At 49.4% G+C, this 26386-nt stretch carries 22 protein-coding genes; 14 read left to right on the top strand and 8 right to left on the bottom strand.

Annotated features, from left to right (window positions below; genetic code table 11):
- The first annotated feature begins 32 nt into the window (after window positions 1-32).
- Window positions 33-872 carry an alpha/beta hydrolase family protein gene (locus tag AC6B99_RS10490; protein WP_496663308.1) on the top strand — a complete coding sequence of 280 codons (840 nt, stop codon included), beginning with the start codon at window positions 33-35 and terminating at the stop codon, window positions 870-872.
- Window positions 873-882: 10 nt separating this feature from the next.
- Window positions 883-1497 carry an adenylyl-sulfate kinase gene (gene cysC / locus AC6B99_RS10485; protein WP_056039732.1) on the top strand — a complete coding sequence of 205 codons (615 nt, stop codon included), beginning with the start codon at window positions 883-885 and terminating at the stop codon, window positions 1495-1497.
- A gap of 123 nt (window positions 1498-1620) precedes the next feature.
- Here cysC and yhbH read toward each other — a convergent pair whose 3' ends face one another.
- Window positions 1621-2772 carry a sporulation protein YhbH gene (gene yhbH, locus AC6B99_RS10480; protein WP_056039733.1) on the bottom strand — a complete coding sequence of 384 codons (1152 nt, stop codon included), beginning with the start codon at window positions 2770-2772 and terminating at the stop codon, window positions 1621-1623.
- A 516-nt stretch (window positions 2773-3288) separates the two neighbouring features.
- Between yhbH and AC6B99_RS10475 the strand changes: the two genes are divergently transcribed.
- The gene (locus tag AC6B99_RS10475) at window positions 3289-5451 is read left to right on the top strand and encodes a rhamnogalacturonan lyase (protein ID WP_162241925.1); all 2163 of its coding nucleotides are present in this window, start codon (window positions 3289-3291) and stop codon (window positions 5449-5451) included.
- Window positions 5452-5826: 375 nt separating this feature from the next.
- Here the strand turns inward: AC6B99_RS10475 and AC6B99_RS10470 are convergent, their stop codons facing one another.
- Window positions 5827-7125, bottom strand: coding sequence for an amidohydrolase (locus tag AC6B99_RS10470; RefSeq protein WP_496663307.1), 1299 nt, complete (start codon window positions 7123-7125; stop codon window positions 5827-5829).
- Between the two features lie 83 nt (window positions 7126-7208).
- On the opposite strand from AC6B99_RS10470, the gene AC6B99_RS10465 reads away from it, so the two are divergent.
- Window positions 7209-8384: an exonuclease SbcCD subunit D C-terminal domain-containing protein gene (locus AC6B99_RS10465; RefSeq protein ID WP_494882696.1), complete on the top strand. Its 1176-nt coding sequence runs from the start codon at window positions 7209-7211 to the stop codon at window positions 8382-8384.
- Window positions 8381-11473: an AAA family ATPase gene (locus AC6B99_RS10460; RefSeq protein WP_496663306.1), complete on the top strand. Its 3093-nt coding sequence runs from the start codon at window positions 8381-8383 to the stop codon at window positions 11471-11473. Before AC6B99_RS10465 ends, AC6B99_RS10460 begins: the two co-directional genes overlap by 4 nt.
- A gap of 54 nt (window positions 11474-11527) precedes the next feature.
- On the opposite strand, the gene AC6B99_RS10455 is transcribed toward AC6B99_RS10460, so the two are convergent.
- Entirely contained in the window at window positions 11528-12067 is a 540-nt protein-coding gene (locus tag AC6B99_RS10455; protein WP_496663305.1) for a hypothetical protein, read from the bottom strand.
- A gap of 85 nt (window positions 12068-12152) precedes the next feature.
- On the opposite strand from AC6B99_RS10455, the gene AC6B99_RS10450 reads away from it, so the two are divergent.
- Window positions 12153-12539: a DUF423 domain-containing protein gene (locus AC6B99_RS10450; protein ID WP_494864062.1), complete on the top strand. Its 387-nt coding sequence runs from the start codon at window positions 12153-12155 to the stop codon at window positions 12537-12539.
- A gap of 89 nt (window positions 12540-12628) precedes the next feature.
- Window positions 12629-14542, top strand: coding sequence for a putative bifunctional diguanylate cyclase/phosphodiesterase (locus AC6B99_RS10445; protein ID WP_056039742.1), 1914 nt, complete (start codon window positions 12629-12631; stop codon window positions 14540-14542).
- A gap of 77 nt (window positions 14543-14619) precedes the next feature.
- Here AC6B99_RS10445 and AC6B99_RS10440 read toward each other — a convergent pair whose 3' ends face one another.
- Window positions 14620-15174, bottom strand: coding sequence for a hypothetical protein (locus AC6B99_RS10440; protein ID WP_494882702.1), 555 nt, complete (start codon window positions 15172-15174; stop codon window positions 14620-14622).
- A 165-nt stretch (window positions 15175-15339) separates the two neighbouring features.
- On the opposite strand from AC6B99_RS10440, the gene AC6B99_RS10435 reads away from it, so the two are divergent.
- A complete protein-coding gene (locus AC6B99_RS10435) occupies window positions 15340-15645 on the top strand; it encodes a YunC family protein (RefSeq protein WP_056039747.1) in 306 nt (101 codons plus the stop codon).
- Window positions 15646-15705: 60 nt separating this feature from the next.
- Here AC6B99_RS10435 and mtnA read toward each other — a convergent pair whose 3' ends face one another.
- Together mtnA and mtnK are read right to left on the bottom strand one after the other, a co-directional pair.
- Window positions 15706-16761, bottom strand: a complete 1056-nt coding sequence (gene mtnA, locus AC6B99_RS10430; RefSeq protein ID WP_056039749.1) for an S-methyl-5-thioribose-1-phosphate isomerase — start codon at window positions 16759-16761, stop codon at window positions 15706-15708.
- A gap of 39 nt (window positions 16762-16800) precedes the next feature.
- Window positions 16801-18018 carry an S-methyl-5-thioribose kinase gene (gene mtnK / locus AC6B99_RS10425; RefSeq protein WP_494864144.1) on the bottom strand — a complete coding sequence of 406 codons (1218 nt, stop codon included), beginning with the start codon at window positions 18016-18018 and terminating at the stop codon, window positions 16801-16803.
- A 239-nt stretch (window positions 18019-18257) separates the two neighbouring features.
- Between mtnK and AC6B99_RS10420 the strand changes: the two genes are divergently transcribed.
- The 6 genes from AC6B99_RS10420 (at window position 18258) to sufB (ending at window position 24202) form a co-directional block, all read left to right on the top strand.
- Window positions 18258-18845 carry a DUF1802 family protein gene (locus AC6B99_RS10420; protein WP_496663304.1) on the top strand — a complete coding sequence of 196 codons (588 nt, stop codon included), beginning with the start codon at window positions 18258-18260 and terminating at the stop codon, window positions 18843-18845.
- 186 nt (window positions 18846-19031) lie between these two features.
- Entirely contained in the window at window positions 19032-19811 is a 780-nt protein-coding gene (gene sufC / locus AC6B99_RS10415) for a Fe-S cluster assembly ATPase SufC (RefSeq protein WP_056039751.1), read from the top strand.
- 21 nt (window positions 19812-19832) lie between these two features.
- On the top strand, window positions 19833-21140 hold the full coding sequence (gene sufD / locus AC6B99_RS10410) for a Fe-S cluster assembly protein SufD (protein ID WP_494882706.1): 1308 nt from the start codon (window positions 19833-19835) through the stop codon (window positions 21138-21140).
- A complete protein-coding gene (locus tag AC6B99_RS10405) occupies window positions 21137-22363 on the top strand; it encodes a cysteine desulfurase (RefSeq protein ID WP_496663303.1) in 1227 nt (408 codons plus the stop codon). Before sufD ends, AC6B99_RS10405 begins: the two co-directional genes overlap by 4 nt.
- Complete coding sequence (gene sufU / locus AC6B99_RS10400; RefSeq protein ID WP_056039756.1) at window positions 22350-22775, top strand: Fe-S cluster assembly sulfur transfer protein SufU; 426 nt, start codon at window positions 22350-22352, stop codon at window positions 22773-22775. Before AC6B99_RS10405 ends, sufU begins: the two co-directional genes overlap by 14 nt.
- Window positions 22776-22804: 29 nt before the next feature.
- On the top strand, window positions 22805-24202 hold the full coding sequence (sufB, locus tag AC6B99_RS10395; protein WP_056039758.1) for a Fe-S cluster assembly protein SufB: 1398 nt from the start codon (window positions 22805-22807) through the stop codon (window positions 24200-24202).
- A gap of 92 nt (window positions 24203-24294) precedes the next feature.
- On the opposite strand, the gene AC6B99_RS10390 is transcribed toward sufB, so the two are convergent.
- Together AC6B99_RS10390 and AC6B99_RS10385 are read right to left on the bottom strand one after the other, a co-directional pair.
- On the bottom strand, window positions 24295-25350 hold the full coding sequence (locus tag AC6B99_RS10390) for an HD-GYP domain-containing protein (RefSeq protein WP_056039761.1): 1056 nt from the start codon (window positions 25348-25350) through the stop codon (window positions 24295-24297).
- A gap of 206 nt (window positions 25351-25556) precedes the next feature.
- Entirely contained in the window at window positions 25557-26315 is a 759-nt protein-coding gene (locus AC6B99_RS10385) for a molybdenum cofactor biosynthesis protein (protein ID WP_099516517.1), read from the bottom strand.
- Window positions 26316-26386: the final 71 nt, after the last annotated feature.

The following is a 26386-nucleotide window of genomic DNA, read 5'->3' as shown; positions in this document are numbered from 1 at the left end:
GAATCTATTTGGAGAAACGGGGGAGTTTGTAGGTGGAAGCCATAAATAGCAAACCTTTTACCATTGATCTGGAATCAAATCTGACGCTGCGAGGGGACGTTCGAGTATCAGGCGAACCGGGGAAGAAGCCGGTTGTTATCGTGGCCCATGGCTTCAAAGGGTTTAAAGATTGGGGATTTATGCCCTATGCCTGCGAGCAGCTTGCAAGACTTGGCTTTGCTGTCATTTCCTTTAATTTCAGCTGCAATGGCGTAGCGGAGACGGACTTTGACGAGCTGGAAAAATTCGCGGTGAACACGTATTCCCGTGAGCAGCTGGATCTTGATACCATCATCGCGCATCTGCTGGAAGAGAAGCTTCCCTTTGCCGAGGAGCTGGATACGAGCCGGATTGCCCTGCTTGGACATAGCCGTGGCGGCGGAAATATGATTTTGACTGCTGCGAGATACCCGCAGCTGAAGGCAGTTGTAACATGGAACGGCATAGCTGACGTGAATCTCTTTACGGAGGCATTTCGGCAGGAGGTACTGAGCCATGGCGTCGGTTATGTGCCAAATATGCGTACGAAGCAGCAAATGCCGATATCGCCAGTATTTTTTGAAGATCTGGAGCACAATGCAGAAGCTTTTAATATTAAGAAGGTGCTGGGCTCCCTCGCGGTTCCGGCACTGCTCATACAGGGGGATCAAGATTCAGAGCGTCTTGTATCAGGCTACGAACAAATGCGCGAGGCTGCACCGCAGCATACGTTCGTTACACTGGCAGGAGCGGACCATACCTTTGGCGCGAAGCATCCATTTATCGGCACGACTGCGGATTTGGAGGAAGCGCTTCGGCTGACGGTACTTTTTCTAAATGAGCGACTAAAATAGGGGGTGCCGGATGGATCAAAAATCCCCGAATGTAAAGTGGCATTCGTATGAGCTTGGCGGATTGCAGCAGTCTGGCCAATGGGACTATTCCGGCTGTATCGTATGGCTAACAGGGCTGCCTGCCTCGGGAAAGTCGTCTATTGCTGCCTCGCTTCACAGGCAGCTTCAAGCTGGCGGTGTGCGAACGACGGTGCTGGATGGCGATAATTTGCGGCATGGACTAAACCGCGATCTTGGCTTTAGCTCAGAGGATCGCCGCGAAAATGTGCGGCGCACCGCAGAGGTGGCGGGGCTGTTTGCCGGCAGTGGAAGCATTGCCATTGCGGCGCTCGTCTCGCCGCTTGAGGCGGACCGCGCACTGGCGCGAGCGATAGCAGCTCCGCTTCCCTATGTGGAGGTATATGTGAATTGTCCGCTTGCGATATGCGAGCAGCGTGATCCGAAGGGGCTGTACAGCAAGGCGCGGCGAGGAGAAATTCCGCTGTTCACGGGCATATCTGCTCCATATGAGAAGCCGCTAGCTCCAGAGCTGGAGCTGTTTTCAGGCGAAGGAGATGCGGAGACAGCGGCTGAGGCCGTTATCCGCTGCTTGCAGCAGCGCGGTATTATAGCCAAGCAGGTTTAGTAACCGGCAAATGGCAAGCGACAGCTTATACTAATGCAACACCAACACATGATATAAAATGATGTGAAAAAAGCTTCTTCTTCGGGAACGCTCGAAGAGGAAGCTTTTTACTAATGTCTGCTGCTAAGCGCCGCTTGCGGGCTTGGAGAAAAAGGTTTTCAGCGCCTTATACACTTCGCCTTTATCTTTTATAATCGAATACATAAATTTTTTATTGTTTATGTTTTTATATGCCGACATTAAGGTGCTGCTGCGATTATATTGATTAACCTCGCCGTAGCCGAACAGATTGGCCCGTTCCAGCAGCTTGTCGATTAGCTTCACGCATTTCTCGTTATCGGAGGTCAAATTATCGCCATCGGAAAAATGGAAAGGATAAATGTTCCAGTTGGCAGATGGATAACGGCTGTCGATAATATCAAGCGCCTTCTGATAGGCAGAGGAGCAGATGGTGCCGCCGCTTTCGCCCCGAGTGAAAAATTCCTCCTCAGTCACTTCCTTCGCTTCCGTATGATGTGCTACGAATACCATCTCGACATGCTGGTATTTCCGGCGCAGAAAACGAGTCATCCAGAAGAAGAAGCTTCTGGCGCAATATTTTTCGAAAGACCCCATAGAGCCTGAAGTATCCATGAGCGCCAATACGACGGCATTGGATTGGGGCTTCACAACTTCATTCCACGTTTTAAAACGCAAATCATCCGGCGAGATGCCGCCAATTCCTGAACGTCCTTCATTGGCATTGCGCTTTAAATTTTGAATGAGCGTCCGTTTTTTGTCGATGTTGGACATGATTCCTTTTTTACGGATGTCGTGAAAGACGACCTCGGTTGTTTCCATAACATCCTTCTGTTTTTGCTCCAGATTAGGAAGCTCCAGCTCCTCGAAGAGCATATCCTCCAGCTGGTCAATGCTAATTTCCGCCTCCACATAGTCTTCGCCCGGCTGATCGCCTGCACCCTGTCCTTTGCCAGAACCTTTGGCCGCCCCAGGATCAACGCCGAGCACATCCCCTACCTGTGAATCGCCATCGCCTTGTCCAACATGCTGCTTCTTGTTGTAGTTGTAGACGAAATGGGATTCATCAATGCTTTTAATCGGTATTTTCACCGTCTGCTTGCCATCGGATAATACAATGCTTTCATCGGTTACAATATCGGGGAGATTTTGCCGAACAGCTTCTCTTACTTTTTCCTGGTGCCGGGCTTGATCTTCGTAACCTTTGCGATGCAAGGACCAATCCTCTTGTGACACGATAAATAACGGTTCTGCCATGAGCGTTACACTCCCATCTTTCATCAATAATAGCTGGATCAGGGCCAGGGGATCTAATTTTTCGTTGAAATATAAGAATTTATAAGTTTCATACTTATCATTAGGCTTATATTTCTCGGAGTGAAACGCGCCTTGCCGCCAAAGGACGGCGATAGCCGTTTCACCTTGTTATTCAATATATTCAAGTCTGGGGCGGATATGTGAGTCAAAAGCGATCTGATTCTAGCTAATTAATCGAATGAATCTCGGTTTTTTAAACAAAAAACTCTGTTTTTTAAGTAGTAAAATGTCGGAACACAGTCTATCATCGACAATGAAAGCGGTTCCAAATTATGGTTTTGATTCATAAAAACGTATGATTTATCAAGGAGGTGGATGCCTGCCCGAATGGTTAATGGTTCGTGATTCTGGGAATTCAAGGCATGAAGCAGACTTATTTTTCGAATAATTTGGTAGCGCTTTCATTTGTGAGTGTTGATAAAATATCATTTGCGAAAAGGAGCTGAATAAGAAGAGATGAACTTTAAAAACGTATTTCGCAAAACGATTATGCTCGCTGTTGCTGCTTTGCTGGTCATTCCGGCTATTGTTGTTGATCCGAAGGTCAGTGCTGCTGCCCCAAGGCAGATGGAGGCTTTAACGAGAGGAGTCGTTGCGGTAAAAGTAAGCGGAGGCGTATTTGTCAGCTGGCGGCTACTCGGCGGCGAGGCAGCTAATACGGGCTTTAACGTTTATCGCAACGGGACGAAGGTCAACAGCAGTGTCATTACGACAAGTACGAATCTACTTGATGCTAGTGGAAGCAGCTCCTCTACCTATTATGTCCGCGCCGTTGTTAATGGCGTTGAACGCCCGGCCTCCAATACGGCAACCGTATGGGCGAGCAATTATAAAGATATTCCGCTGGACAAGCCTGCTGGCGGAACAACACCGAGCGGTGAAAGCTACACCTATAGCGCAAATGATGCGAGCGTAGCCGACCTTGACGGAGATGGCGAATACGAAATCGTCCTCAAATGGGACCCGTCGAACTCTAAGGATAACTCCCTATCGGGGTATACCGGCAATGTAATTTTTGATGCTTACAAAATGAACGGCCAGAAGCTGTGGCGCATTAATATGGGAAAAAATATTCGTGCAGGCGCCCATTATTCGCAATTTCTCGTCTATGATTTTGACGGCGACGGCAAAGGCGAGGTGGTCATCAAAACTGCGGACGGCACCGTGGACGGAACAGGACAAGTGATAGGCAGCTCGACTGCCGATTACCGCAATTCTTCAGGTTATGTGCTGTCTGGCCCGGAATATTTGACTGTTTTTTCAGGGCAGACCGGAGCAGCGCTTGCGACAACCAACTATGTGCCGGCAAGGGGCACTGTATCAAGCTGGGGAGATAGCTATGGCAACCGTGTCGACCGCTTCCTAGCTGGCGTTGCTTATTTGGACGGCGTTAGGCCAAGCATTGTTATGTCGCGCGGCTATTATACGAGAACGGTCATTGCTGCGTTTGACTTCCGGAACGGCTCGCTAACGAGCCGATGGACGTTTGATACGAACAGTTCCGGCAATTCTGCTTACGCGGGGCAAGGCAATCACAGCCTTAGTGTGGCGGATGTAGACAATGACGGCAAGGATGAAATTGTTTTCGGCGCGATGACGGTTGATGATAATGGCCAGAAGCTCTATAACACAAATATGGGGCATGGCGATGCGATGCATGTCAGCGATTTGAATCCGAATCGCGCTGGCTTTGAGGTGTTCAAGGTAAATGAGGATACGAGCAAGCCTTATGGCGCCCAAGTGCATGATGCTGCTACTGGTCAAATTTTATGGGGTGTGTATACGGGGGCTGATACGGGACGCGGCATGGCGGCCGACATCGATCCCCGTTACCCGGGAGCTGAGGTTTGGGCTGGCAGTGGTGTAGGGCTGAGGACGATTACGGGGCAGCTCATTTCCAGCACGCCTCCATCCTCGCAAAATTTCGGCATTTGGTGGGACGGCGACCTGCTGCGCGAGCTGCTTGATCATGTATGGTCAGGAAGCGCTGGGGTTGGCGTCGGCAAAATTGAAAAATGGAATTACAATACCGGTGCAGTAAGCCGCCTGCTGACGGCAACAGGAACTTACTCAAACAATTCGACAAAAGGTACGCCAAGCTTGCAGGCCGATCTGATTGGCGACTGGCGTGAGGAAGTATTGTGGCGCACAGAGGACAGCACCAAGCTGCGCTTGTATACGACGACAGATGTCACGGCATATCGTCTCTACACGCTGATGCATGATGCAGTATATCGCCTTGGTGTGGCCTGGCAAAATGTAGCTTACAACCAGCCGCCGCATACGAGCTATTTCCTCGGAGATGGCATGAGCACGCCACCTGCGCCAAGCATGTACACGACGCTGCCACAGGCATCGTTTACAGAAGTAAGCACTGCCAATACTTTGCTTGCAGAGCAGGCTGCTATGGAAGAAGCAGCGGCTGCCCCTGAGCAGGAGCCAGCTCCGCAAACGGGGCCGGAAACAGACCCTCAGACAGAGCCGGAAACGACGCCCGCTCCTGAGCAGCAGCCAGACAATAGTGTGCCAACGGGCCCGGCTGATCCAAGTGCAGCCGCTCAAGCTGCTTCAGGTGCAGCAATGCGCGCTCTGCTTGGACAAGCTGCTCCTATTTTATAGCGCTTGGGGTATTATCCCCTTAGCTCAGAAACAGGGGGATCGGAGTCTGTCCAAAACATTTTATAGAATAGCAGCGTAAAGAAAAGTAATAAGTAACCCTTTTGTTCGAGGGAAGCTAAAGGGAGCTGTTTGGACGGTTTGATCAGGCCTGATGCCGGATGCGGCCGTTTAAGCGGCTTTTCTGAGCAAAGGGGATAACGGACATAAGGAGCAGGAACCGCACAACCCGAGTGGCAGATTAGCCATATTGAACACAGTTACGAATAACAAATACAAGCCATAGTTGAAAAATAGAGCTGTCATTCTGCGGCAGCAGGCATGCGCATGCGCGGCAGATTGCGAAAAAAGCAGCCGCGCTGCCGCATGCTTGCTGCTCTAAATACCGTCCACGATTCTCCGAGCCCGAATCGCCGACTGCTTAAGCAGTTCCTCCTCGTCTATGGTCAGCAGCTCGCGCCCTTGCATCAAGAGCTTGCCATTGACGATGGTCGTATCGACATCGCTGCCATTCACGGCGTAGGCGAGCAGAGATTCCCGATTATGGACCGGCTGCAAATGGGGCTTATTCATATTGACTAAAATAAGGTCGGCTTTTTTGCCAGCCTCAAGCGTTCCTATCTCCTGATCAAGGCGCAGCAGCTTGGCGCTTTCAGCCGTCGCCATTTCCAGCACCTGATGGGCCGGGAAAACGGACGGGTCGCCTGCCGCCATTTTTTGCATCCAGGCCGCCGCCTTAATCCCCTCAAACATGTCAACGGTCGAAGCGCTGCCTGATCCGTCCGTGCCCAGCCCAACCGTAACGCCAGCCTCGATAAGCGCTGCCACCGGAGCAATGCCGCAGCCCAGCTTCAAATTGCTGACCGGATTGTGGGCAACGCCGCCTTTCATGCCTCTAAGCAGCTGAATATCTTCATGTGTAAGATGGACACCATGGGCAAGCAAAGCATGGGCCTCGGTGAATAACCCGAGATTGTGCAAATAAACGGTTGGCGAGCAGCTGTATTTGGCTTTGATCTTGGCGACTTCCTCTACCGTTTCCGCCAAATGAATATGGATAGGCAAATCCTTTTCGGCGGCGAGCTTAATGATTTCTGCCAGCGGTTCTGGCGGGCAAGTATAGGGGGCGTGGGGGCCAAACATCGTCGTAATTCGCCCGTCGGCCTGGCCATGCCAGCGGTCAATGAGATCGAGCGCTTCGGTTAGCCGTTTGCCGCCGTCATTTTGCATAAATACAAGTCCCCGTGTTAAGGAGGCGCGCATCCCTGTTTCCAAGGCAGCAGCGGCAATTTCGTTCATATGCACATACATATCGGCAAATGCCGTGGTGCCGGATTTGATCATTTCCGCCATGGCCAGCTTGGCTCCCCAATAAATATCCTCAGGCGTCATCCGCGCCTCGGCAGGAAGCATTTTATGCTCCAGCCACTCCATCAGCTTGCAATCATCGGAAAAACCTTTCAGCAAGCTCATTGGCGTATGCTGGTGAGCATTAATGAGGCCAGGCATTGCCAGCATGCCTTTGCCGTCGATGATTTTGCTTGCTTGAGCCTTATCCTCAGGCAAAATTGTGCCAATGGCCGCAATGCGGTCATTTTCGATCAGCAGCTCGCCTTGAAAAAGCTTTTCTCCTTTTTTCATTGTTAAAATATGAACGTTTTGAATTAGTGTTCTCATCCTTGTCCCCTCCTTGGTATACTTAGGAGGATAATCGTTGACGCTGCGTGAAGGTCAAGGGCAAGAAAGGATGTTTCGCCATTATGAAATGGTTCCATACCGCAGACTGGCATTTAGGCAAGCTGGTTCAAGGTGTTTATATGACAGAAGACCAGCGTTATGTGCTGGAGCAATTGATTGCTGATATTGAACGCGAACGCCCGGATGCCGTTATTATTGCTGGTGATTTGTATGATCGGGCCATTCCGCCCATTGATGCAGTAGAGCTGCTCGATGAGGTGCTGCAGCATATTGTTATTAAGCTTGAAACGCCGGTGCTTGCTGTGTCTGGCAATCACGACAGTCCGGATCGGATTGATTTTGGCACAGCGATGATGGCGAGCCGGGGGCTGCATATTGCGGGAAGAATGAAGCGGGAGCAGAAGCCTGTCATTCTCCGCGATGAGCATGGCGAGGTGCATTTTCACCTCGTGCCTTATGCCGATCCTGCATATGTGCGTTACGTGCTGGACGATGAGAGTATTCGTACGCATGATGATGCGATGAAAGCTTTGACGGACCGGCTGCGAGATCAGCTTGATCCTGCTGCGCGCCATGTTTTTGTCGGTCATGCCTTTGTTACGGCAACTGGCGAGGCGGAGCCGAATACGAGCGATTCGGAGCGTCCGCTGGCGATTGGCGGGGCGGAGCATGTGCGTGCCGGTTATTTTGCGCCATTTCATTATACGGCGCTCGGCCACCTGCATCAGGCGCATAATGTCAGCGACGATAAAATCAGATATGCGGGTTCGCCGCTTAAATATTCCGTTTCCGAGGAGCATCACGCCAAAGGCTATTATGTAGTGGAGATGGATGACAAAGGCGCGGTAGCTGTGGAAAAACGGTTATTCCAGCCGCTGCGCGATTTGCGCCGCGTTTCCGGAACGATTGAGGAAATTGAGCAGCATGCAATGAGCGAGGATTATGTATTTGTTACGCTGCTGAATGAAAATCCAGTGCTGTTTCCGATGGAGAAGGTACGGGCGATTTATCCGAATGCGCTGCATGTCGAGCGCAGGCCTGAAGCGGTGCTGCTGGCAGAAGCAGAGGCTTTCGCTGAAGGTGCAATCGAGGCGGCTGGCCGCAGGGAGGCTGATCCGGTAGCTTTATTTGCTTCCTTCTATCAGGAGGTCAAGGGCAGCCCGCTCAGTGAGAGTAAACGTCAGCGCTTCGCCGATGTGTTCGGGCGGCTGCTGCATGAGGAAGGAGGAGGCGCATGAGACCGCTCAAGCTAATTATGAACGCATTCGGCCCGTACCGGGATGCGGAAACGATTGATTTTGCCCAGCTGGACGAGCATCGGCTGTTCGTTATTTCCGGCAGTACGGGAGCGGGGAAAACCTCGATTTTTGATGCGATTTGCTTTGCGCTTTATGGCGCGGCGAGCGGGGAGGACCGCTCGGAGGCACGCATGCTGCGGAGCCATTTTGCCGGAGATGAAACGCATACGTCGGTTGAGTTTCATTTTGCCGTTGCACAGCGGGAATACCAAGTATTTCGCCAGCTTCCGCATCGAAAAGGCTCAAACAAAAGCGAGACGGGCGGCAAGGCAGAGCTGTATGAGCTTGTTGATGGACAAGCTGTGCCGCTTGTCGACCGATTCCAAGTTCGCGACGTTGATGCCAAGCTGGAATCGATCATTGGCCTTACGAAAGAGCAATTTAATCAAATCGTAATGCTGCCGCAGGGAGAGTTTCGCAAGCTGCTTACTTCAGATACCGATAATAAAGAAGAGATTTTGCGGCGGATTTTTCGCACGGAGCTGTATGAAAAGCTGGAGCTTAAGTTTCAGCAGCAAAACCGCGAGCTGAATGAAACGCTCAAGGAAGCGCGGCTGCGCAATGACATGTATATGAAGCAATCGGGCGATGCTCTTCCTCAGCGCGAGGGGAGCTTGCTGGCTGCGACGCTGAGCCAAGAGGTGTATAACGCGGCGCAATTGCTTGCTAGTTTGGAGCAGGAGGCTGCTTATTACGGCGAGCTGGTGCAGCAAGGCGATGTGCAGCGGCAGCAGATGGGCGAGCAGCTGCATGCGCAGGAAGAGAGGCTGCGCGCTGCGCTCGCGCTGAACGCAAGGTTCGAAGAGCTTGCGGCGGAGCGAAGCAAGCTCGAGCAGTTGGAGCTGGGCCGCGCCGCGCAGGAAGCGAAGGGGCGCGAGCTGCAATTGGCTGAGCGGGCAGCGCTGCTCACGCCTTATGAGGAGCAAGCGAGCCGCGCTGGCAAGGACGCGGAGGCGAAGCAGCAGGCCAGCGAGGCGAAGCAGCGCGAAGCGGAGGCGGCGAAGCAAGCGCTGGCTGCGGCTGAGCAGCGGCATGCGAGCGAGGAGCAGCGTGAGCCCGAGCGGCGGGAGGCGGAGCGTGAGCTGAGCCGGCTGGAGGAGCTGGCGCCAGCGGTGCAGCAGATCGGCGAGCAGCGACAGGCGGTGACGGAGCTGCGGGCACGGGCGAAGCAGGGCCAGGCGCAGCTCGAGCGCGAAGAAGCGGCTATTGCGGCGGAGAAGGAAGCGAAGCAGCTTAGCGCTTCGCGGCTGAAGCTCATGGAGAGCGATGGCGAGCAGCTGCAAGCGAAGCAGGAGCAGCTCAGGCGCGTCGAGCAGCAGGGCAAATATGTCTCCAAGCTAATCAAGCTGGAGCAGGAGCTCGCGGAGTTCAATCGGCTGGAAGCGAGCCAGGAACAGGCGCTTTCGACCGTCCGTGCCCGGCATGACGGGCTGGAGCAGCAATGGATTGAAGGCCAAGCAGGCCTGCTCGCCGCCCATTTGCATGACGGCAAGCCTTGCCCGGTATGCGGCAGCGTCGAGCATCCCGGCAAAATACAAACGGCCGCCGACGTGCCTTCACGCGAGCAGCTCGCGCAGGCAAAGGAGCAGCTTGCTGCCTGCGAGCGCGAGCTGCATGCGTCAAGGCTGCAAGTAGCGGCAGCCCGTTCCGGCTGGGAAAGCAGCGCCGCCGAGCTTGCGGAATACGGCGCCTCTGCCGAGCATCTCGCTGAGCAGCAGGCTGACCTGCGCACGAAGTGGAAGCAGTTGAAGGACGAGACCGAGCGGCTGCTGCAGCAAAATGAAGAAATGCGCCTGCTTAAAGAGCAGGCGGAGAAGCGGGAAGCGGAGCTGGAGCGGCTCATCCGGGATAAAGAACAGCGGCAAGCGGCGTATCAGCAGGTGCAAATTGAGCTGGGAGCGAAGGAGTCGCTGCTCGCCCGAGAGCTGGAGCGCATTCCAGAGTCGCTTCGCGAGCCCGAACAATTGCAGCGGGCGCTGGCCGACCAGCAGGTGAAAGTTCGCCAGCATGCAGATGCCTGGCAGGCTGCTGTCAAGCAATTACAGCAGGCGCAGCTTAAGGAGACGGAAGCTTCCGTTCATGCGGTGCAGGCCCGCGAACAATTGGAAGAAGCGCAGCGAAATAGGGTAGAAGCGCAGGAACGGCTGCTGAGCGAGCTAAGGACAGCTGCATTTGATTCATTGGAGGCCTATCACGCCGCCGCAAAAACGCCGCAGGAGCGGCAAGCGCTTAAGGAACAGCTGGACGCGTATAAGTCTGCCGTTCAGGCACTGTCGAGCCGTGTAACAGATATGCAGCTGGAGCTGGCAGGAAAGCAGCCTGCGGATATTCAGCAGATGCAAGCGGTGGGCGCGGAGCTTAAGCAGCAGCTGGAGTCGATTGTTGCAGACCTGCAAACCGCTGCAAGGCATGGCGAGGAGGCTGCTCGTCTGATTCGTCAGCTCACTGCAACGAGCGAGCGCGTGAAGCAGCTTGAGGCGGAGCTGGAGCAGGTGCTCGATATTTATCAGATGCTCAAAGGCGACAATGCACTTAAAATTTCCTTTGAACGTTATATATTGATTGAGTTTTTGGAGCAAATTTTGCAGGCAGCAAATGTACGTCTGCAGCGGCTCTCGGGCGGGCAGTTTATGCTGCAGCGCAGCGACCGTTTGGAGGTCAGAGGGAAGCAAAGCGGCCTTGGACTGGACGTGTACGATGCTTATACAGGGCAAAATCGCGATGTGAAAACGATGTCCGGCGGGGAAAAGTTTAATGCGTCTCTCTGCCTTGCTTTGGGAATGACTGATGTTATTCAGGCACATCAAGGCGGAATTTCGATAGAAATGATGTTTATTGACGAAGGATTTGGCTCATTGGACGAGGAGGCGCTGAACAAGGCGATTGAGGCTTTGGTCGATTTGCAGCGCGCCGGCCGCATGATTGGCGTCATTTCGCATGTACAGGAGCTCAAGCAGGCTTTTCCCGCCTGCCTTGAAGTTCATAAGACGAAGGAAGGCTACAGCCGCACGGCCGTAACGGTCCGTTAATAGAAAAAGGCAGGAAACAACGCGTACGTTGCTTCCTGCCTATCTGTCTGAATGCTAGTAGCCGGATAATGCGCTTGCTCCAGCAGATGCTACAGCAATGGCAAAAATAAAAAAGAGAGCAGTGCCCATTACGCCAAGTCCGTTCAGTATAATGCCGATAACGGCAAAAACTTTGCGGCGCTGCTTGGAGCAGGCACCAATAATACCAAGAATCAGGCCGACAAACGTAATGCCAACGCTGAGAACAACCGCTACAATTGTTGCCATGAAGGAGCCAGCACTTCCAGTAATCATGTCTTCAAGGTAGGCAGGGTCTTCAATTAAGTATTCATTTCCGGTAGAAATGAGACTGCCAATGGCTGCAAAAAACATTATGATGCTAATGACGCCTATAATAATGGATGCAATGGCCATAATGAATGAAGCAATGCCAAGGCCGGAATGCTTAAGCGGCTGGCTGGGCTGAAAAGGTGAGGGATCGGAAAATCCCGTCGATGGTGCAGACCCGTATGGATTATAATCCGGTGTCTGGGTATGGTCCGTATCCGATTTCGTAAAGGATATCGGTGTGGAATTGTTTTTATTTTCTTCCATTAAAATATTCTCCTCCAGTATAGGTAACTCATCTTAAAACACAATTACAGTAAATTATACTCAATTTTGAAAGGAATGAAAACGGATGTTCCAAAAATATTTCACAATCGGCGCTATTGGTGCCGCTCTTGCAGTCGCATTAGGAGCTTTTGGCGCTCATAGTTTAAAGGAAACGCTGCCAGCTGATTTGCTCGCTATTTTCGAAACGGGCGTACGCTATCATATGTATCATTCGCTTGGCCTTATGCTGGTTGCTCTGCTTGCGGATCGTTTGGGCGAGAGCAAATTGCTGCTGTCCGGAGCAAGACTGCTGCTTGCGGGCATGATTATTTTCAGCGGCAGCCTTTACGTCCTCGCTTTAAGCGATATTCGCGTGCTGGGAGCCATTACACCAATCGGCGGCGTAGCTTTTCTAGCGGGCTGGGTTTGCGTCATCGTCGCGACCCTCAAGTCGCGAAAAAAAGCCGTTTGATTTTGCATAATATTTCTATGCCGGAACGGTGGTTTCGATTATAATAAGGCTAACCTTATTGGATTCGAATGTAGGAAGGAAGTTAGTGCGTGACGAAACGAACGTTTGGTCGGCCTGATAGACCGCCACGTAACGCGCTTACACAATGGTTGTCCAAGTTGTGGATTCCGTGGCTGCAAGGCGGTTTGCTGCTCATTATCATAGGAGTATGGGTGGCAGCGATGATAGTTACAGCAATACCTTCGCTTTTCATTTGGCTGGCTTCTTGTTTGACTATGGTAATCCTGCTAGGAAGCTTCGTCCTAATGGTCAGGCAGTCCAAGGCGGCGAATACGCTCAGCTATCATAAACCAATGGTCGAGGCGCTGCTTCGCTCGGAAGCGGTCCCGCTCGCTATCATTGATCCACAGGGCGTCATTATGGAATTAAATGAAGGCGCAGAGCGCACTTTTGGCTATGAACGCGCGGAGTTAATGGGAAATTGGCTGGCCTCTTTCGTAGATGCAGGCAGCCGGGATGCCTTACATACGATGCTGGAGCATTCGCTTACCGGTTGTCCAAAGCAGGGTAACATTCATATTATACACCGGTCAGGCTATCCGCTTGAGCTGCATCTCGTATGCGCCCCCATGGTGCAGGATGAGAAGGTCATCGGAACGATGGTGGTCAGCCATGATTTGAGCGATCGCAAGCGAAATGTCGAACGGATTCGTTATATGGCCTATTACGATGATAGAACGGGATTGCCGAATCGGACGCTTTTTCAAATGAGATTGAATGAGAGCCTTGCTTATGCTCATGATCATAACCAGCTTGTAGGGCTGTGTTATATGGATTTGGATCGGTTTAAGCTTGTCAACGCCTCCTTCGGCCGCGAATTTGGCGATATGCTGCTCATGCAGGTGGCGGAGCGTTTTACAAGCGTCATGTCGGAGCAGGATTTTGCTGCCAGAATGGAAGGCGATGAGTTCGCTCTGCTGTTTAAGGATTTGGAGTCGGAGGAGCAGTTGCTGAGCCGCGCCCGCATGGTGCTGCAAGCGATTGAGGAGCCTTACGAGCTTAAAGGCTTTCCGATCCAAATTACAGCGAGCATAGGTGCGGTCACGAGCCGTCTGGGCGAGGACGATGATTACGCGCTGCTTAATAAAGCGGATATGGCGTTAATGAAGGTGAAGCAGAATGGTCGAAACGATGCGCTGCTTTATTCCGAAAGCTGGAGCAATTATTCGTTTGAGCATTTGTCGATGCAGCATGAAATGTATCGAGCTATTCAGCGCAAGGAGTTCATTTTATATTATCAGCCGCAATATGATATGATTTCTGGCGGGATGATCGGCGTCGAGGCGCTGGTGCGCTGGAAGCATCCGATCCGGGGAATGATCCCTCCGGGCGATTTTATTCCTTTGGCTGAGGAGAGCGGCATGATTGTGCAAATTGGCGATTGGGTGCTGGAAGAGGCTTGCCGCCAAAATAAATGCTGGCAGGAGTCAGGCTTGCCGCCTATGCCTGTATCGGTTAACCTGTCTATTAGGCAGTTCGTCCAGCATGATTTGGCTAGCAAGGTTGCAGACGTGCTGACTCGTACCGGACTAGATTCGCAATATTTGGATTTGGAAATTACGGAGTCCATGACGATGGATGTAAACCATGTATCGCGCTGCCTGCTGGATTTGACGGCACTTGGCGTTGGCATAAGCATTGACGATTTTGGTACAGGCTACAGCTCCTTTCATTATTTGAAAAACTTCCCGATCGATCGGCTCAAAATCGACCGTTCCTTCGTTCGCGATATCCAACAGGACCCAAGCGATGCGGAAATTGTAGCAGCTATTATTGCCATGGCACATAATCTTAACATCCAGGTTATTGCAGAGGGTGTGGAGACACAGGAGCAAATTGAATTTTTGCGCAAGCACAACTGCGATGAAATGCAGGGGTATTTCTGGAGTGCGCCAGTCCCAAGCGACAATATTGAGCAAATGCTGGGCGGCTATTACATGTAGAAAAAAGGTCTGTTTGAATGGCTGGGAACACTTCCGGCTCATTCAAACGGACCTTTTCAATTTGTGCTGCCTCATAATCAGGAGATATAGTCTTCAATTTCATTAAGCTTGAATGTGTAGACTTGCTTCTCATCTACGTGATAGACCGTAATCATATTCGTTGTATCATCCACATTTAGAATACGGCATGGAATGCTGAGCGTAATGCCAAGCCCCTTATTTACAATAAGACGAATGAGTTTATTGCTTTTCATAAAACCGCGAATGTCTGCAAATCCGTCATAGGGATCGGAGAGTGAAGGTTCAACAACCTTAGGCTTAGCTGCTTTGGCAGATGGAACGTCTTTGTCTTTAGCAGACGGTACAGACTTGCCATTTGCTGCAGATTTATTGCTTTGTTTTTCATTTTGCGTTGGCCCTTTAAAATCGATCTCCATAGGAACTTGAACAGCAGCATCAGCTTTGCGTTGATCGATAACTTGTCCCAGCTGAACACCTGATAAAATCCGATAATCCACAAATCCGCCAGCATTTAAGGCATGAATGACCTGCTCCAAGGCAGCAGCGTTGCTAATGTTCTCTACTAGCAATTCTACTTGGAGTACGTATGACTGTTTTTGTGTGTTCTGCATCTGTTCTATAGTTCCTCCGACCTAATGTTAATTTTTGCATAATTACTATACCATTAATCACAATAGATATATAGTGCTAAAATTTGCTAATCGTCCAATTCGACAAAAACTTTTTTGCATATAATGCTTTGGCAGCTAATTGATGGCAAAGGAGGTGAGCGTAAAATGATGCGGATGGTTCCTGCCACACTGCAAAATGGGCTGACCGTGCTTGGAATTGAGGTCAAGCTTCCTAAAACGACATTGCTTGCCTGGTCGACGGATAAAGGGTATATCATGTGTGGTGCGCTTGATGTTGGCTTGCTGAACGAACGGTTGCAAAATCGTGGGATTATCGCCGGGAGAGCCGTTGGCGTACGCACATTAGAGGAACTGCTTGTTGCACCTCTGGAATCGGTTACAACAACTGCGGAAGCGATGGGAATTCATGTCGGGATGAAGGGGACAGATGCCCTTTCCTTAATGGCATAATACGAAGAGCCTCTATCCTTATCTTCTGGAAGGATGGGATAGAGGCTCTTGATTTATGGTTTATTCGTTAAAAAGCTTTTTGAGATTGACATCATAAGGTGCTTGAACGATGCCCTTTTCCGTAATAATCGCTGTTACATATTCATTCGGTGTAATATCAAAGGCCGGGTTGTACACTTTCACACCTTGCGGCGCAGTGCGTTTGCCAAACCCTTCGGTAATTTCCTCGGCACTGCGCTCCTCAATTGGAATTTCTGCGCCTGTCGGCGTATTGAGGTCGATCGTGGACAAGGGGCAGGCTACATATACGGGAATGCCGTGAGCCTTGGCTAGAACAGCAACGCTGTAAGTGCCGATTTTGTTGGCGACATCTCCATTAGCGGCTACGCGGTCAGTCCCAACAATGACTGCCTGAATCCAGCCTTTGGACATAACCATGCCCGCCATATTATCGCAAATCAATGTGACATCGACGCCAGCCTGCTGCAGTTCAAAAGCGGTTAGCCTGGCTCCTTGCAGTACAGGACGCGTCTCATCGGCGAATACACGGAGCGACATGCCGCGCTCAAGCGCAAGATAAAACGGTGCTAGCGCGGTACCGTATTTAGCAGTTGCAAGTCCGCCGGCGTTGCAGTGCGTGAGCACGCCCATGCCATCCTCAAACAGCGTTAGCGCATGCTCGCCGATTAAACGGTTAGTTTCTTCATCTTCACTGTGAATCGCCAGCGCTTCATTAAGCAAAGCCTGCTTCACTTCATCAAGCGATAAATCGGCTGCAGCAAGCTGCTCCGCACGAGCTTTCATTCGATCCAGAGCCCAGAACAAATTGACAGCGGTTGGCCTGGAGGTTGCCAAATATTCAGCTTGATTCAGCACTTCCTCAAGCCAGCGCTTAAGCGTCGTTTCATTTCGGCTGCCGAGCACGACGCCGTATGCAGCGGAAATGCCGATTGCTGGAGCTCCTCTTACTTTCAAATGGCGAATTGCTTCCCATACATCCTCCGAAGTAACAAGCGGCAAATATACGATTTCCTCAGGTAAAAGCCGTTGATCCAGCAAATCCAGGCGGTCTTCCGCCCAAATCACGGATTGCAAGGGGGCATTCTGGCTAGTCATTATGCAAATTCCTTTCTTTTTGAAACATTGGGATTTATTTTAACCGTGTTTTGCCGTTGCAGATAAAACAATATCAATCGCTTGCTCTATTGAAATCGCCTGACGGTTCAGGTGAATGAGCGAGGTGCCGATTTCGAGTGCCAAGCGCTGTGCTTTCTCGCGCTCCGCAGCATCCTCAATACGATCAATGTCAGCAACGTGGGCAAGGCCTACAATGCGCCGTACCATTTTGCAGCCAGCAAAGCCGATCGAGTCTTGAAGCAGCTTGTTCAAATAATATTGCTTGTAGCCTGGAGCGCTTGAGGCCAGGCGATCCACGTTGTGTTCATCCCACAAAGCGCCAAATTTGTTTTCAAATTTGGTCCAAATTTCGCGTACGCTGCCAAGCAGGTAGCTGCGGAAATCGGTCAGCTCTGCCTCGTCTTTAATCCAGTGGGCTTGTCCAGCATAATTGAGCAGCAGATTGGCAATAACTGCCCCTACATCAAAGCCCATAGGGCCATAATAAGCAAATTCAGGGTCGATCACTTTCGTCGATTGTGCGGTAACAAATACGCTGCCGGTATGAAGATCGCCGTGGAGAAGCGCCTGGGCATTCGTTAAAAACTTGTTGCGCAAAATAGCGACTTCAAGATGAAGGGCATCATCATTGCGAAGAGCTTCTGCAGCATCGGCAATCGCTGCTTCAAAGTTATTGTTTGGCGAATCTGTATACGGATCATCAAAAATCAAATCCTCGGTTATTTTGCACAAATCCGGGTTAATAAACTCTTTGACGCGTTCTTTCTTGTCCTGCTGGTTCATGCCCAGATCGGAAGTGAAAAAGAGTGTATTCGCCATGAAGGTGGAAATGTCCTCAGCGAATTTCGGATATTTGTTGCCGTCCACGAGGCCTTGGCGCATAATCACATGATCGCTTAGATCTTCCATTACCGTGAGGGCAAGCTCCGCATCATATTGATATACGGTTGGCACAAGTCCCGGAGCCAGCTCATTTTGCAAAATCAGCGCTTCGCTTTCAATGCGTGCCCGGTCAAGCGTAAGCGGCCATGATTCTCCGACAACTTTAGCGTAAGGGAGCGCTTGTTTGACAATGAGCCCTTTACCGCTAGCTGGATCGGTAATGTGGAAGACCAAATTCAAATTGCCATCGCCGATCTCACGGGACGAAAGCTCAGCTCCCGCAGGGAAAAAGTCAGGTATGGAGCGGGAAAATTCAATAGCTTCTTGCTCGGTTAAAGGATGATAAGCAGACAGTTTGTCCACCTCCGACTGTATTTTTAAAAATATAAGCATTTAAGCTTAGTATATCGAATATTATTTCGACTTGGAATACCTACAAATGATAACAAATGATATAATGTTACGTAAAGTAGGCAAGGTTTTTGTCCGCTTAGGAGCTGCGCGGAAATTTACGGTACTTTATTTCGTTGCAGTCTCTAAGCTCGAAAGGCAACGAGGGGCTAGGCGGATCTGCTGGAGTGGAGGAATTTGGCATGAATAACAGCATGATGCGGGAGCCGGTCGCTCTGAAGGAGTGGGCCGTAACCGTTAACGCATTGCGTGATGGCGAGCTTATTATGGTTTTGCGCAAAGGCGGAATCGAAGAGGAAACACGTGATTTTCAATTGGTAAGCAAAGGCTTCTACTTAATGCCCGCATATGAGCATCAGAAGGAGCATCTGCTTAAGGCGCCGTATCAAGGCCGAATCGAAAGGATAATGGAAGGCTGGTCGCCTGATATGGACAGCATTACGCTTGGCGCCTATGCGGAGGCCGTTCATGATATCGAGATCAACGATCAGGAAACGCTTGACCGGCTGCGGGAATTTCACATTTGGACGGATAAATTTTCCGAAGAAAGGCTAAAATGGAAGCGGACGAAGCCGCTGCATTTGCTTCTGCTCCGCGTGTACCGTCTTGCAGCGCCTGCTGAGCTTGAGATGCTCCCTGCCTATACCGGCTGCAAATCTTGGGTAAAGCTTGAAAGTGATCTATCAGAGGCAGCAATGGTTCCTGTTCTTTCTGATGAAGAATTCGCGTCGCAAGTTGCCCAAATTCAAGCTGCGCTGAATCAGGAATAGAGATTAAGCCCGATTTATGGCGGTTTCTTGCACATTGAGTGGTCTCGGCGTTGCTTTATAACAAAACTTATAATAAAATGATTATTGAGAAGACATTGAGAATAATATTGAATCACATTATAATAGAAGCATTTTTGATTATAGGTGATTAGGTAAATAGACCAACCATGGAGGGATCAGCATATTATGGCAACGCATTTTGTCATTGATGGCCTGAAAGCGGCTATCGAAGGAAAAGAGATTTTGAAAGGCATTAACCTTGAAATCAAAGGTGGAGAAATCCACGCGATTATGGGACCAAACGGTACTGGTAAAAGTACGCTTGCTTCCGCTCTAATGGGCCACCCGAAATATGAAGTGACAGAAGGCAGCGCATTTTTGGATGGAGAAGACCTGCTTGAAATGGATGTAGATGAGAGAGCACGCGCTGGCCTGTTCCTTGCTATGCAATATCCGAGCGAAATTCCTGGCGTAACGAACTCCGATTTCTTGCGCAGTGCGATTAACGCTCGTCGTGAGGAAGGCAGCGAGATTTCCCTCATTAAATTTATTCGCCAAATGGAAGGCAAAATGAAAGCTTTGGAAATGAACCCTGAGTTCGCACATCGTTATCTGAACGAAGGCTTCTCCGGCGGCGAGAAGAAGCGTAACGAGATTTTGCAAATGACGCTGCTTGATCCGAAAATCGTCGTACTTGACGAGATTGACTCGGGTCTTGACATCGATGCCCTGAAAATCGTATCCAAAGGCGTTAACGAAATGCGCTCCGAAGATCGCGGTTTCCTTATCATTACTCACTATCAGCGTTTGCTGAACTATATTACACCTGATTTTGTACACGTTATGATGCAAGGTCGCATTGTGAAATCCGGTGGTCCGGAACTTGCTGAGCGTTTGGAAAATGAAGGTTATGACTGGGTTAAAGAAGAACTGGGCATCGTGGACGAAACGGTTGGCCAGGCCTAAGCGGAGAAAGGGGGATAACGGATGAGTACACAACTATCGACTCCGACGGACCGCCAATCTGCAGAAGCTTTGTCCCGTAGCAAAAACGAGCCTAATTGGCTGGTAGATTTGCGCGGCGAAGCGGCTGAGCTTGCTGGTACATTAGAATGGCCAAAGCCGGAGAAAGTCAAAATTGAACGCTGGAACCTGACAGCTGTAGGCAGCTACGATCAGGTAGCTCCAGCAAATGCATTAACCGATTTGCCAGAAGTTGTACGTGAATTGGTTGCTGAAGGTACTGAAAACCTCGTTATTCAGCAAAATTCGAGCCCGGTATGGACGCAGCTATCTGCTGAACTGGCAGCAAAGGGCGTTATTTTTACCGATTTGGAGACAGCTTGCAAGGAGCATGGCGATCTTGTTAAGCCGTACCTGTTCCAAGCTGTTGCCAAGGATGAAGACAAATTAACAGCTTTGCATGCTGCATTATGGAATGGTGGCGTATTCGTATACGTTCCTCGCAATGTAGAGGTGGAAATTCCACTGCAGGCTATTCTATTTAATACAAAAGCAGAGGCCTCCTTTGCACCGCATATCGTGATCGTAGCGGAAAGCAACAGCCGCGTTACGTATGTCGATTATGTCGTTACTGAACCAGGCGCTGTTACGGAGCCTTTCGTTTACCACTCGGTAGTCGAAGTTTATGTAAAAGCAGGCGCTCACGTTCGTTTCGGCTCCATCCATCATCTTGGTGGCAGCGGAGTGGACCTCACAGTTCGCCGTGCTATCATTGATAACGATGGTGTAATGGAGTGGGTACTTGGCGATTTGAGCGATGGCTCTACGCTGTCGGACACGAAGTCCGTGCTGAAAGGCAACGGTTCGCAATCGGATGCTAAAGTAATCAGCATTGGCAAAAACGCTCAGCAAATGAGCTTGACGACGCAGGCTGTACATTTCGGCCTTCGCTCAGACAGCAACATGGTTACGCGTGCAGTTATGAAGGATTCTGCTTCGGCGATTATTAACGGTATCACTAAAATCGAGAAGGGCGCTACGAAAGCTAATGGTGTTCAAACCGAAAAAGTGTTGATGCTGAGCCCGAAAGCACGCGGTGACGCGAATCCGATTTTGCTAATTGATGAAGATGATGTTACTGCAGGCCATGCAGCGAGTGTTGGGCAAGTTAACCCTGAGCAGGTTTACTATCTAATGTCCCGCGGTATTAGCAAGCAGAATGCGGAACGCCTTGTAATCTACGGCTTCCTTGCTCCTGTTGTTTCTGAAATTCCGATTGATGCGGTACGCGAACAGCTTGAGAAATTGCTCGTGCGGAAGCTCGAAGGATGAATATAGCAGCAATTCGGGAGCAGTTCCCGATTCTGCATCAAGAGATAAACGGGCATCCGCTCGTTTATCTGGACAGCGCGGCATCTTCCCAGAAGCCGCGCTCCGTCATTGATGCGATTAATCGCTATTACGAGAAGGACCACTCCAATGTGCATAGAGGTGTTCATACGCTTGGTTCGCGGGCGACTGACGCTTATGAGGGCGCAAGGGAGAAAGTGGCTTCTTTTCTGAATGCGGCACTGCCGGAAGAAATTATTTTTACGCGGGGTACGACAACCGCGCTGAATTTGGTTGCTTCAAGCTATGCAAGAAATACATGTAAACCTGGCGATGAAATCGTTATTACGCAAATGGAGCATCACAGCAATCTCATCCCGTGGCAGCAGGTTGCGAAAGCAACTGGCGCGACGCTGAAATATATTCCGCTTCAGCCAGATGGTTCATTCACGCTAGCCGATGCTGAGCTGACGATTACAGCGAATACGAAGGTCGTTGCGATGACTTATGTATCGAATGTGCTGGGCATCGTCAACCCCATTAAGGAAGTTGCGGCTATTGCACATCGCAATGGCGCCGTAATGGTCGTCGATGGCGCGCAAAGTACGCCGCATATGCGTGTTGACGTTCGTGATTTGGATTGTGACTTTTATGCATTCTCGGGCCATAAAATGTGCGGCCCGACGGGAATTGGCGCCTTGTATGGCAAGAAGGCGCTGCTCTCGAAGATGGAGCCGATTGAGTTCGGCGGAGAAATGATCGACTATGTTGACTTATATGAGTCAACATGGAAGGACATTCCGTACCGCTTCGAAGGCGGGACGCCGATTATTGCGAACGCCGTAGGGCTGGGCGCAGCAATCGATTTTCTGCAAGAGGTTGGCATGGATGAGATTGACAAGCACCAGCGTCAACTGGCGGCATATGCTTATGACCGCTTGTCAGAGCTTGAAGGGGTCACAATTTATGGCCTTAAGGCAGATCGTGCGGGCCTCGTTACGTTCAATCTGGGCGATGTGCATCCACATGATGTGGCGACAGTTCTTGATTCAGAGGGCATTGCTGTTCGGGCCGGACATCATTGCTGCCAGCCGCTTATGCGTTTTTTGAACGTTTCTTCGACAGCAAGAGCAAGCTTTTATTTATATAATACCGAGCAGGACGTTGATCAGCTTATTGCTGGACTGCTCAAAACAAAGGAGTTCTTCGGTCATGCAATTGGATGATTTATACCGTAGAGTCATCATGGATCACTATAAAAATCCACGCAACCATGGAACATTGGAAGCCGATGCCGTCACGATTAAACTGAACAATCCGACCTGCGGCGACAGCATTGCGCTCCAGCTTCAAGTGGAGAACGGTCTAGTCACGGACGCGAAGTTTAGTGGAGAAGGCTGCTCCATCAGCTTGAGCTCCGCCTCCATGATGACGGAAGTCGTTAAAGGCAAAACATTCGATCAGGCGCTGGAGCTAGCGGATAAATTTTCTGCGCTAATGAAAGGCGAACCAGTCGAATTTGAAGATTATGAGGACATTGAGGCGCTATCTGGTGTCAACAAGTTTCCAGCCCGCATCAAATGTGCCACCCTTTCGTGGAACGCTTTGCGTAAAGGTATCGAACAACAGCACGAGTAACATCATTATGAAAGAGGAGAGTGAATACGATGGCTAAAACAATGCCGGAAATGGAAGAGTATAAGTATGGTTTCCGCGATGAGCATAAGTCGATTTTCCAATCAGGAAAAGGCTTGACGCCTGAAATCGTTCGCACTATTTCGGAAATGAAGGGCGAGCCGGAATGGATGCTCGATTTTCGTCTGAAATCACTGGAGCAGTTCAACAAAATGCCAATGCCTAATTGGGGCGGCAATATGGATGATCTGGATTTCAATGATATTCAGTATTATGTAAAACCTTCTGAGAAGCAAGGCAAGACGTGGGAAGAGGTTCCTGCTGAAATTAAAGAAACGTTCGACAAGCTCGGTATTCCTGAAGCGGAACAAAAGTTTCTTGCTGGTGTATCTGCACAATATGAATCCGAGGTTGTTTATCACAGCATGCAAGAGGATCTGGAAAAGCAAGGCGTATTGTTCACTGATATGGATACGGCGCTTCGTGAACATCCTGAAATCGTGCGTGAGTATTTCAGCACAATCATCCCACCGAATGATAATAAATTCGCTGCTTTGAATAGTGCGGTTTGGTCTGGTGGCAGCTTTATTTACGTACCAAAAGGCGTAAAATGCGAAATTCCGCTGCAAGCCTATTTCCGGATTAACTCCGAAAACATGGGACAATTTGAGCGTACGCTTATCGTTGCTGACGAAGATAGCTTCGTTCACTACGTTGAAGGCTGTACAGCTCCAGTTTACAGCACAAACTCGCTGCACAGTGCGGTCGTTGAAATCTTGGTTAAGAAAAATGCCCGCGTTCGTTATACGACGATTCAAAACTGGGCTCCAAACATTTTCAACCTCGTTACAAAACGTGCAGTTGCTGATGAAAACGCGACAATGGAATGGGTAGATGGCAACATCGGCTCCAAATTGACGATGAAATATCCGGCTGTTGTGCTTCGTGGCCGCGGTGCGAAAGGTATGGTATTATCAATCGCAGTAGCCGGTAAAAACCAACACCAGGATGCAGGCGCGAAAATGATTCACCTTGCTCCAGATACGACGTCGACGATTGTTTCCAAGTCGATCAGTAAGCATGGCGGTAAAGTAACGTACCGCGGTCTTGCTTCATTCGGTCGTAATTCGGATGGTGCGAAATCTAACATTAAATGTGATACATTGATTTTGGATAATGAATCCACTTCGGATACAATTCCATACAATGAGATCATGAACGATAACATCACTTTGGAGCATGAAGCTACAGTATCCAAAGTTTCCGAGGATCAATTGTTCTATCTGATGAGCCGTGGCTTGTCGGAAGCGGAAGCAACACAAATGATCGTTATGGGCTTTATCGAGCCATTCACGAAAGAGCTGCCGATGGAATATGCGGTAGAAATGAACCGTCTTATCAAGTTTGAGATGGAAGGTTCTATCGGTTAAGCATACAAGCTTGACGATTTAGACGGATAAACGGCAAAAATGCCTGTTCCCTCACTGGTTGCTTTCAATCAGCTAAGGGAACAGGCATTTTGTTATACGAAAATTTCTTTGATTTTGAGATGGCGTTCAACAGTCAAATCTATAAATTCATGATTAATTTGCAGCAACGGCCTGAAAAATTCGGTTGGATGAGTCATGACAATAATACCTGTCTCACCAGTTTCCAAATAAGCTTTTTTTCCAATGAAGTTGGGGATCATATGCTTTATGAATGTATGTGCAATATGTGGATCCAGCTCTCTGAAGCTCAGCTTATAAAGTTCCTTCAATACATAAAATAAATCGCGTTTTTTCTGATAAACCCGTTCGGAAATCATAGCGCTGTAAATATCGACAACTGAAATAAGCTTAGAAACAGGCTCAATTTGGTCGCCATTAAGACCTTTCGGATAACCGCTGCCGTCATTACGCTCATGATGCTCCAACGCACTTAAGGCTATGTAGCGTTCATCAAAGGATTTTTTTATAATGTCATAGCCATATGTCGTATGGTTTTTGATTTCATCGAACTCTTCCTTTGTAAGCTTGCCGGGCTTGTTAAGAATGGATTCAGGAATTTGACTTTTTCCGATATCATGAAGGAATCCGGCTTTACCAATTTGCACCGATTTTTTTACGGAGTAGCCGAGCCAGGTAGCCAGATAATAGGCCAGCATGCCCACTTGTACGGAGTGTTGGTACGTGTAGTCGTCTTTCGTGTTAAGCAGCAGCAGCATAGATACGACGTCTCGCTCCATGTTAAGATGCTTAATCAGTGGCTGGAAGGCATCCTCGACTTCTTGCTCATCAATGGTCTGGTCCTCGCTTGCTTTGGCAAAAAGATTATGAAAGCCTTGAATCGCATTATCATAATCCGGTTGTACAGAAGGAAGCCACTTGGGACTAACGGTTTGCTCCAATGTGCGATCCGGTAAATTAACAATAGGGACAGATTCGACTTCAACATAATCGATTTGATGTTGAAGCAGCTTTGATATTTCTTTATTTTCCAGCAAGGTGCCTTTAGAAAGCACATGCAGACCGTATCCATTAAAGGTATCTTTTAATAAACGGTCTCCCGTTTTTAAATCAGTTACGTGAACCTTCATCGCTGCACCTCTATTGAATAGTTGATCACTTAAGTAGTATAGTAGCAATGATTTGAGGGTATGGCAATATGAGGAACTTTAATTTGAGTCTAAATACCCACCAATTTCGACAAAAAACGCTCTTTTTTTATCTTGATAATGTTCTAAGTAGTCTTAAGACCTATTTTTCACGCTTTTGAATGGAAATATTTGATAAGCGTTTTATTTTAGGCTTCATCTGGAGAGTTTGCTAACGGTGTATCAGGATTCCAAGGGCCAAGCTGATGGCCTTTCCATTCTGAACCATCCTCCCAAATTTCTTTTTTCCAGATCGGAACAATTTGCTTCAATCGTTCGATCGCGTACCGGCTGGCGTCATAACAGCTAGCGCGATGCGGCGAAGAAATAGCAATGACTACACTAGTCTCTGCGATGTCGACAATGCCAAGCCGATGTGTAATGGCACACAATGTTCCTGGCCATTGCTGTTCAAGTTCATCACCGATTTGCTTCATCATTTTAACAGCCATCGGTTCATAAGCTTCATATTCCAAGCGAATGGTACGCTGCCCTTGCGTCCACTCTCGCGTCGTTCCGACAAAAGCAATGGAAGCACCATGCCCCGGAACAATAACTTTGGCTAAAACCTCCTCTGTCGTAATTTTCTCATTAGTTAGCATGTACAATTGTTCTAGAGGAGATTTTTGTTCATCTTCATTAGAGTGTTCAGCTTGTCCTCCCGAAACGGGGGGGAGAAGCGCAAGCTCATCAGTGGCGTTTACGATGCTGTCTGCTTGAGCGTAAGCGTGGTTGCAGGCAAGAAAAGAGATGCTTAAAATATCAACTTGCTCGGGATACGAAGCAATCAAGTGCTTCTTCAGCTCTGCCACCGTCATATTTTGCTCAGCAGTCTCTATAATAAGAGAACGCACACCAAAGCGCTCTGACAAACCTGCAAATAAATCAATTTTCCATTGCGTAATCATGTTATTTAACCTCACGTAATGATATAGATGTACTATAACAGCATACCATAATCTATAGAAAAATGTTATGC

Source organism: Paenibacillus liaoningensis (assembly GCF_059609455.1).
This window is presented reverse-complemented; position numbering and strand designations above follow the sequence as displayed.

What these genes read in the sequence shown, in the direction of transcription:
- cysC (WP_056039732.1), top strand. Translation starts at nt 883, where the DNA reads ATGGATCAAAAATCCCCGAATGTAAAGTGGCATTCGTATGAGCTTGGC.
- yhbH (WP_056039733.1), bottom strand. Translation starts at nt 2,772, where the DNA reads ATGGCAGAACCGTTATTTATCGTGTCACAAGAGGATTGGTCCTTGCAT.
- AC6B99_RS10475 (WP_162241925.1), top strand. Translation starts at nt 3,289, where the DNA reads ATGAACTTTAAAAACGTATTTCGCAAAACGATTATGCTCGCTGTTGCT.
- AC6B99_RS10470 (WP_496663307.1), bottom strand. Translation starts at nt 7,125, where the DNA reads ATGAGAACACTAATTCAAAACGTTCATATTTTAACAATGAAAAAAGGA.
- AC6B99_RS10465 (WP_494882696.1), top strand. Translation starts at nt 7,209, where the DNA reads ATGAAATGGTTCCATACCGCAGACTGGCATTTAGGCAAGCTGGTTCAA.
- AC6B99_RS10460 (WP_496663306.1), top strand. Translation starts at nt 8,381, where the DNA reads ATGAGACCGCTCAAGCTAATTATGAACGCATTCGGCCCGTACCGGGAT.
- AC6B99_RS10455 (WP_496663305.1), bottom strand. Translation starts at nt 12,067, where the DNA reads ATGGAAGAAAATAAAAACAATTCCACACCGATATCCTTTACGAAATCG.
- AC6B99_RS10450 (WP_494864062.1), top strand. Translation starts at nt 12,153, where the DNA reads ATGTTCCAAAAATATTTCACAATCGGCGCTATTGGTGCCGCTCTTGCA.
- AC6B99_RS10440 (WP_494882702.1), bottom strand. Translation starts at nt 15,174, where the DNA reads ATGCAGAACACACAAAAACAGTCATACGTACTCCAAGTAGAATTGCTA.
- AC6B99_RS10435 (WP_056039747.1), top strand. Translation starts at nt 15,340, where the DNA reads ATGATGCGGATGGTTCCTGCCACACTGCAAAATGGGCTGACCGTGCTT.
- mtnA (WP_056039749.1), bottom strand. Translation starts at nt 16,761, where the DNA reads ATGACTAGCCAGAATGCCCCCTTGCAATCCGTGATTTGGGCGGAAGAC.
- AC6B99_RS10420 (WP_496663304.1), top strand. Translation starts at nt 18,258, where the DNA reads ATGAATAACAGCATGATGCGGGAGCCGGTCGCTCTGAAGGAGTGGGCC.
- sufC (WP_056039751.1), top strand. Translation starts at nt 19,032, where the DNA reads ATGGCAACGCATTTTGTCATTGATGGCCTGAAAGCGGCTATCGAAGGA.
- sufD (WP_494882706.1), top strand. Translation starts at nt 19,833, where the DNA reads ATGAGTACACAACTATCGACTCCGACGGACCGCCAATCTGCAGAAGCT.
- AC6B99_RS10405 (WP_496663303.1), top strand. Translation starts at nt 21,137, where the DNA reads ATGAATATAGCAGCAATTCGGGAGCAGTTCCCGATTCTGCATCAAGAG.
- sufU (WP_056039756.1), top strand. Translation starts at nt 22,350, where the DNA reads ATGCAATTGGATGATTTATACCGTAGAGTCATCATGGATCACTATAAA.
- sufB (WP_056039758.1), top strand. Translation starts at nt 22,805, where the DNA reads ATGGCTAAAACAATGCCGGAAATGGAAGAGTATAAGTATGGTTTCCGC.
- AC6B99_RS10390 (WP_056039761.1), bottom strand. Translation starts at nt 25,350, where the DNA reads ATGAAGGTTCACGTAACTGATTTAAAAACGGGAGACCGTTTATTAAAA.
- AC6B99_RS10385 (WP_099516517.1), bottom strand. Translation starts at nt 26,315, where the DNA reads ATGATTACGCAATGGAAAATTGATTTATTTGCAGGTTTGTCAGAGCGC.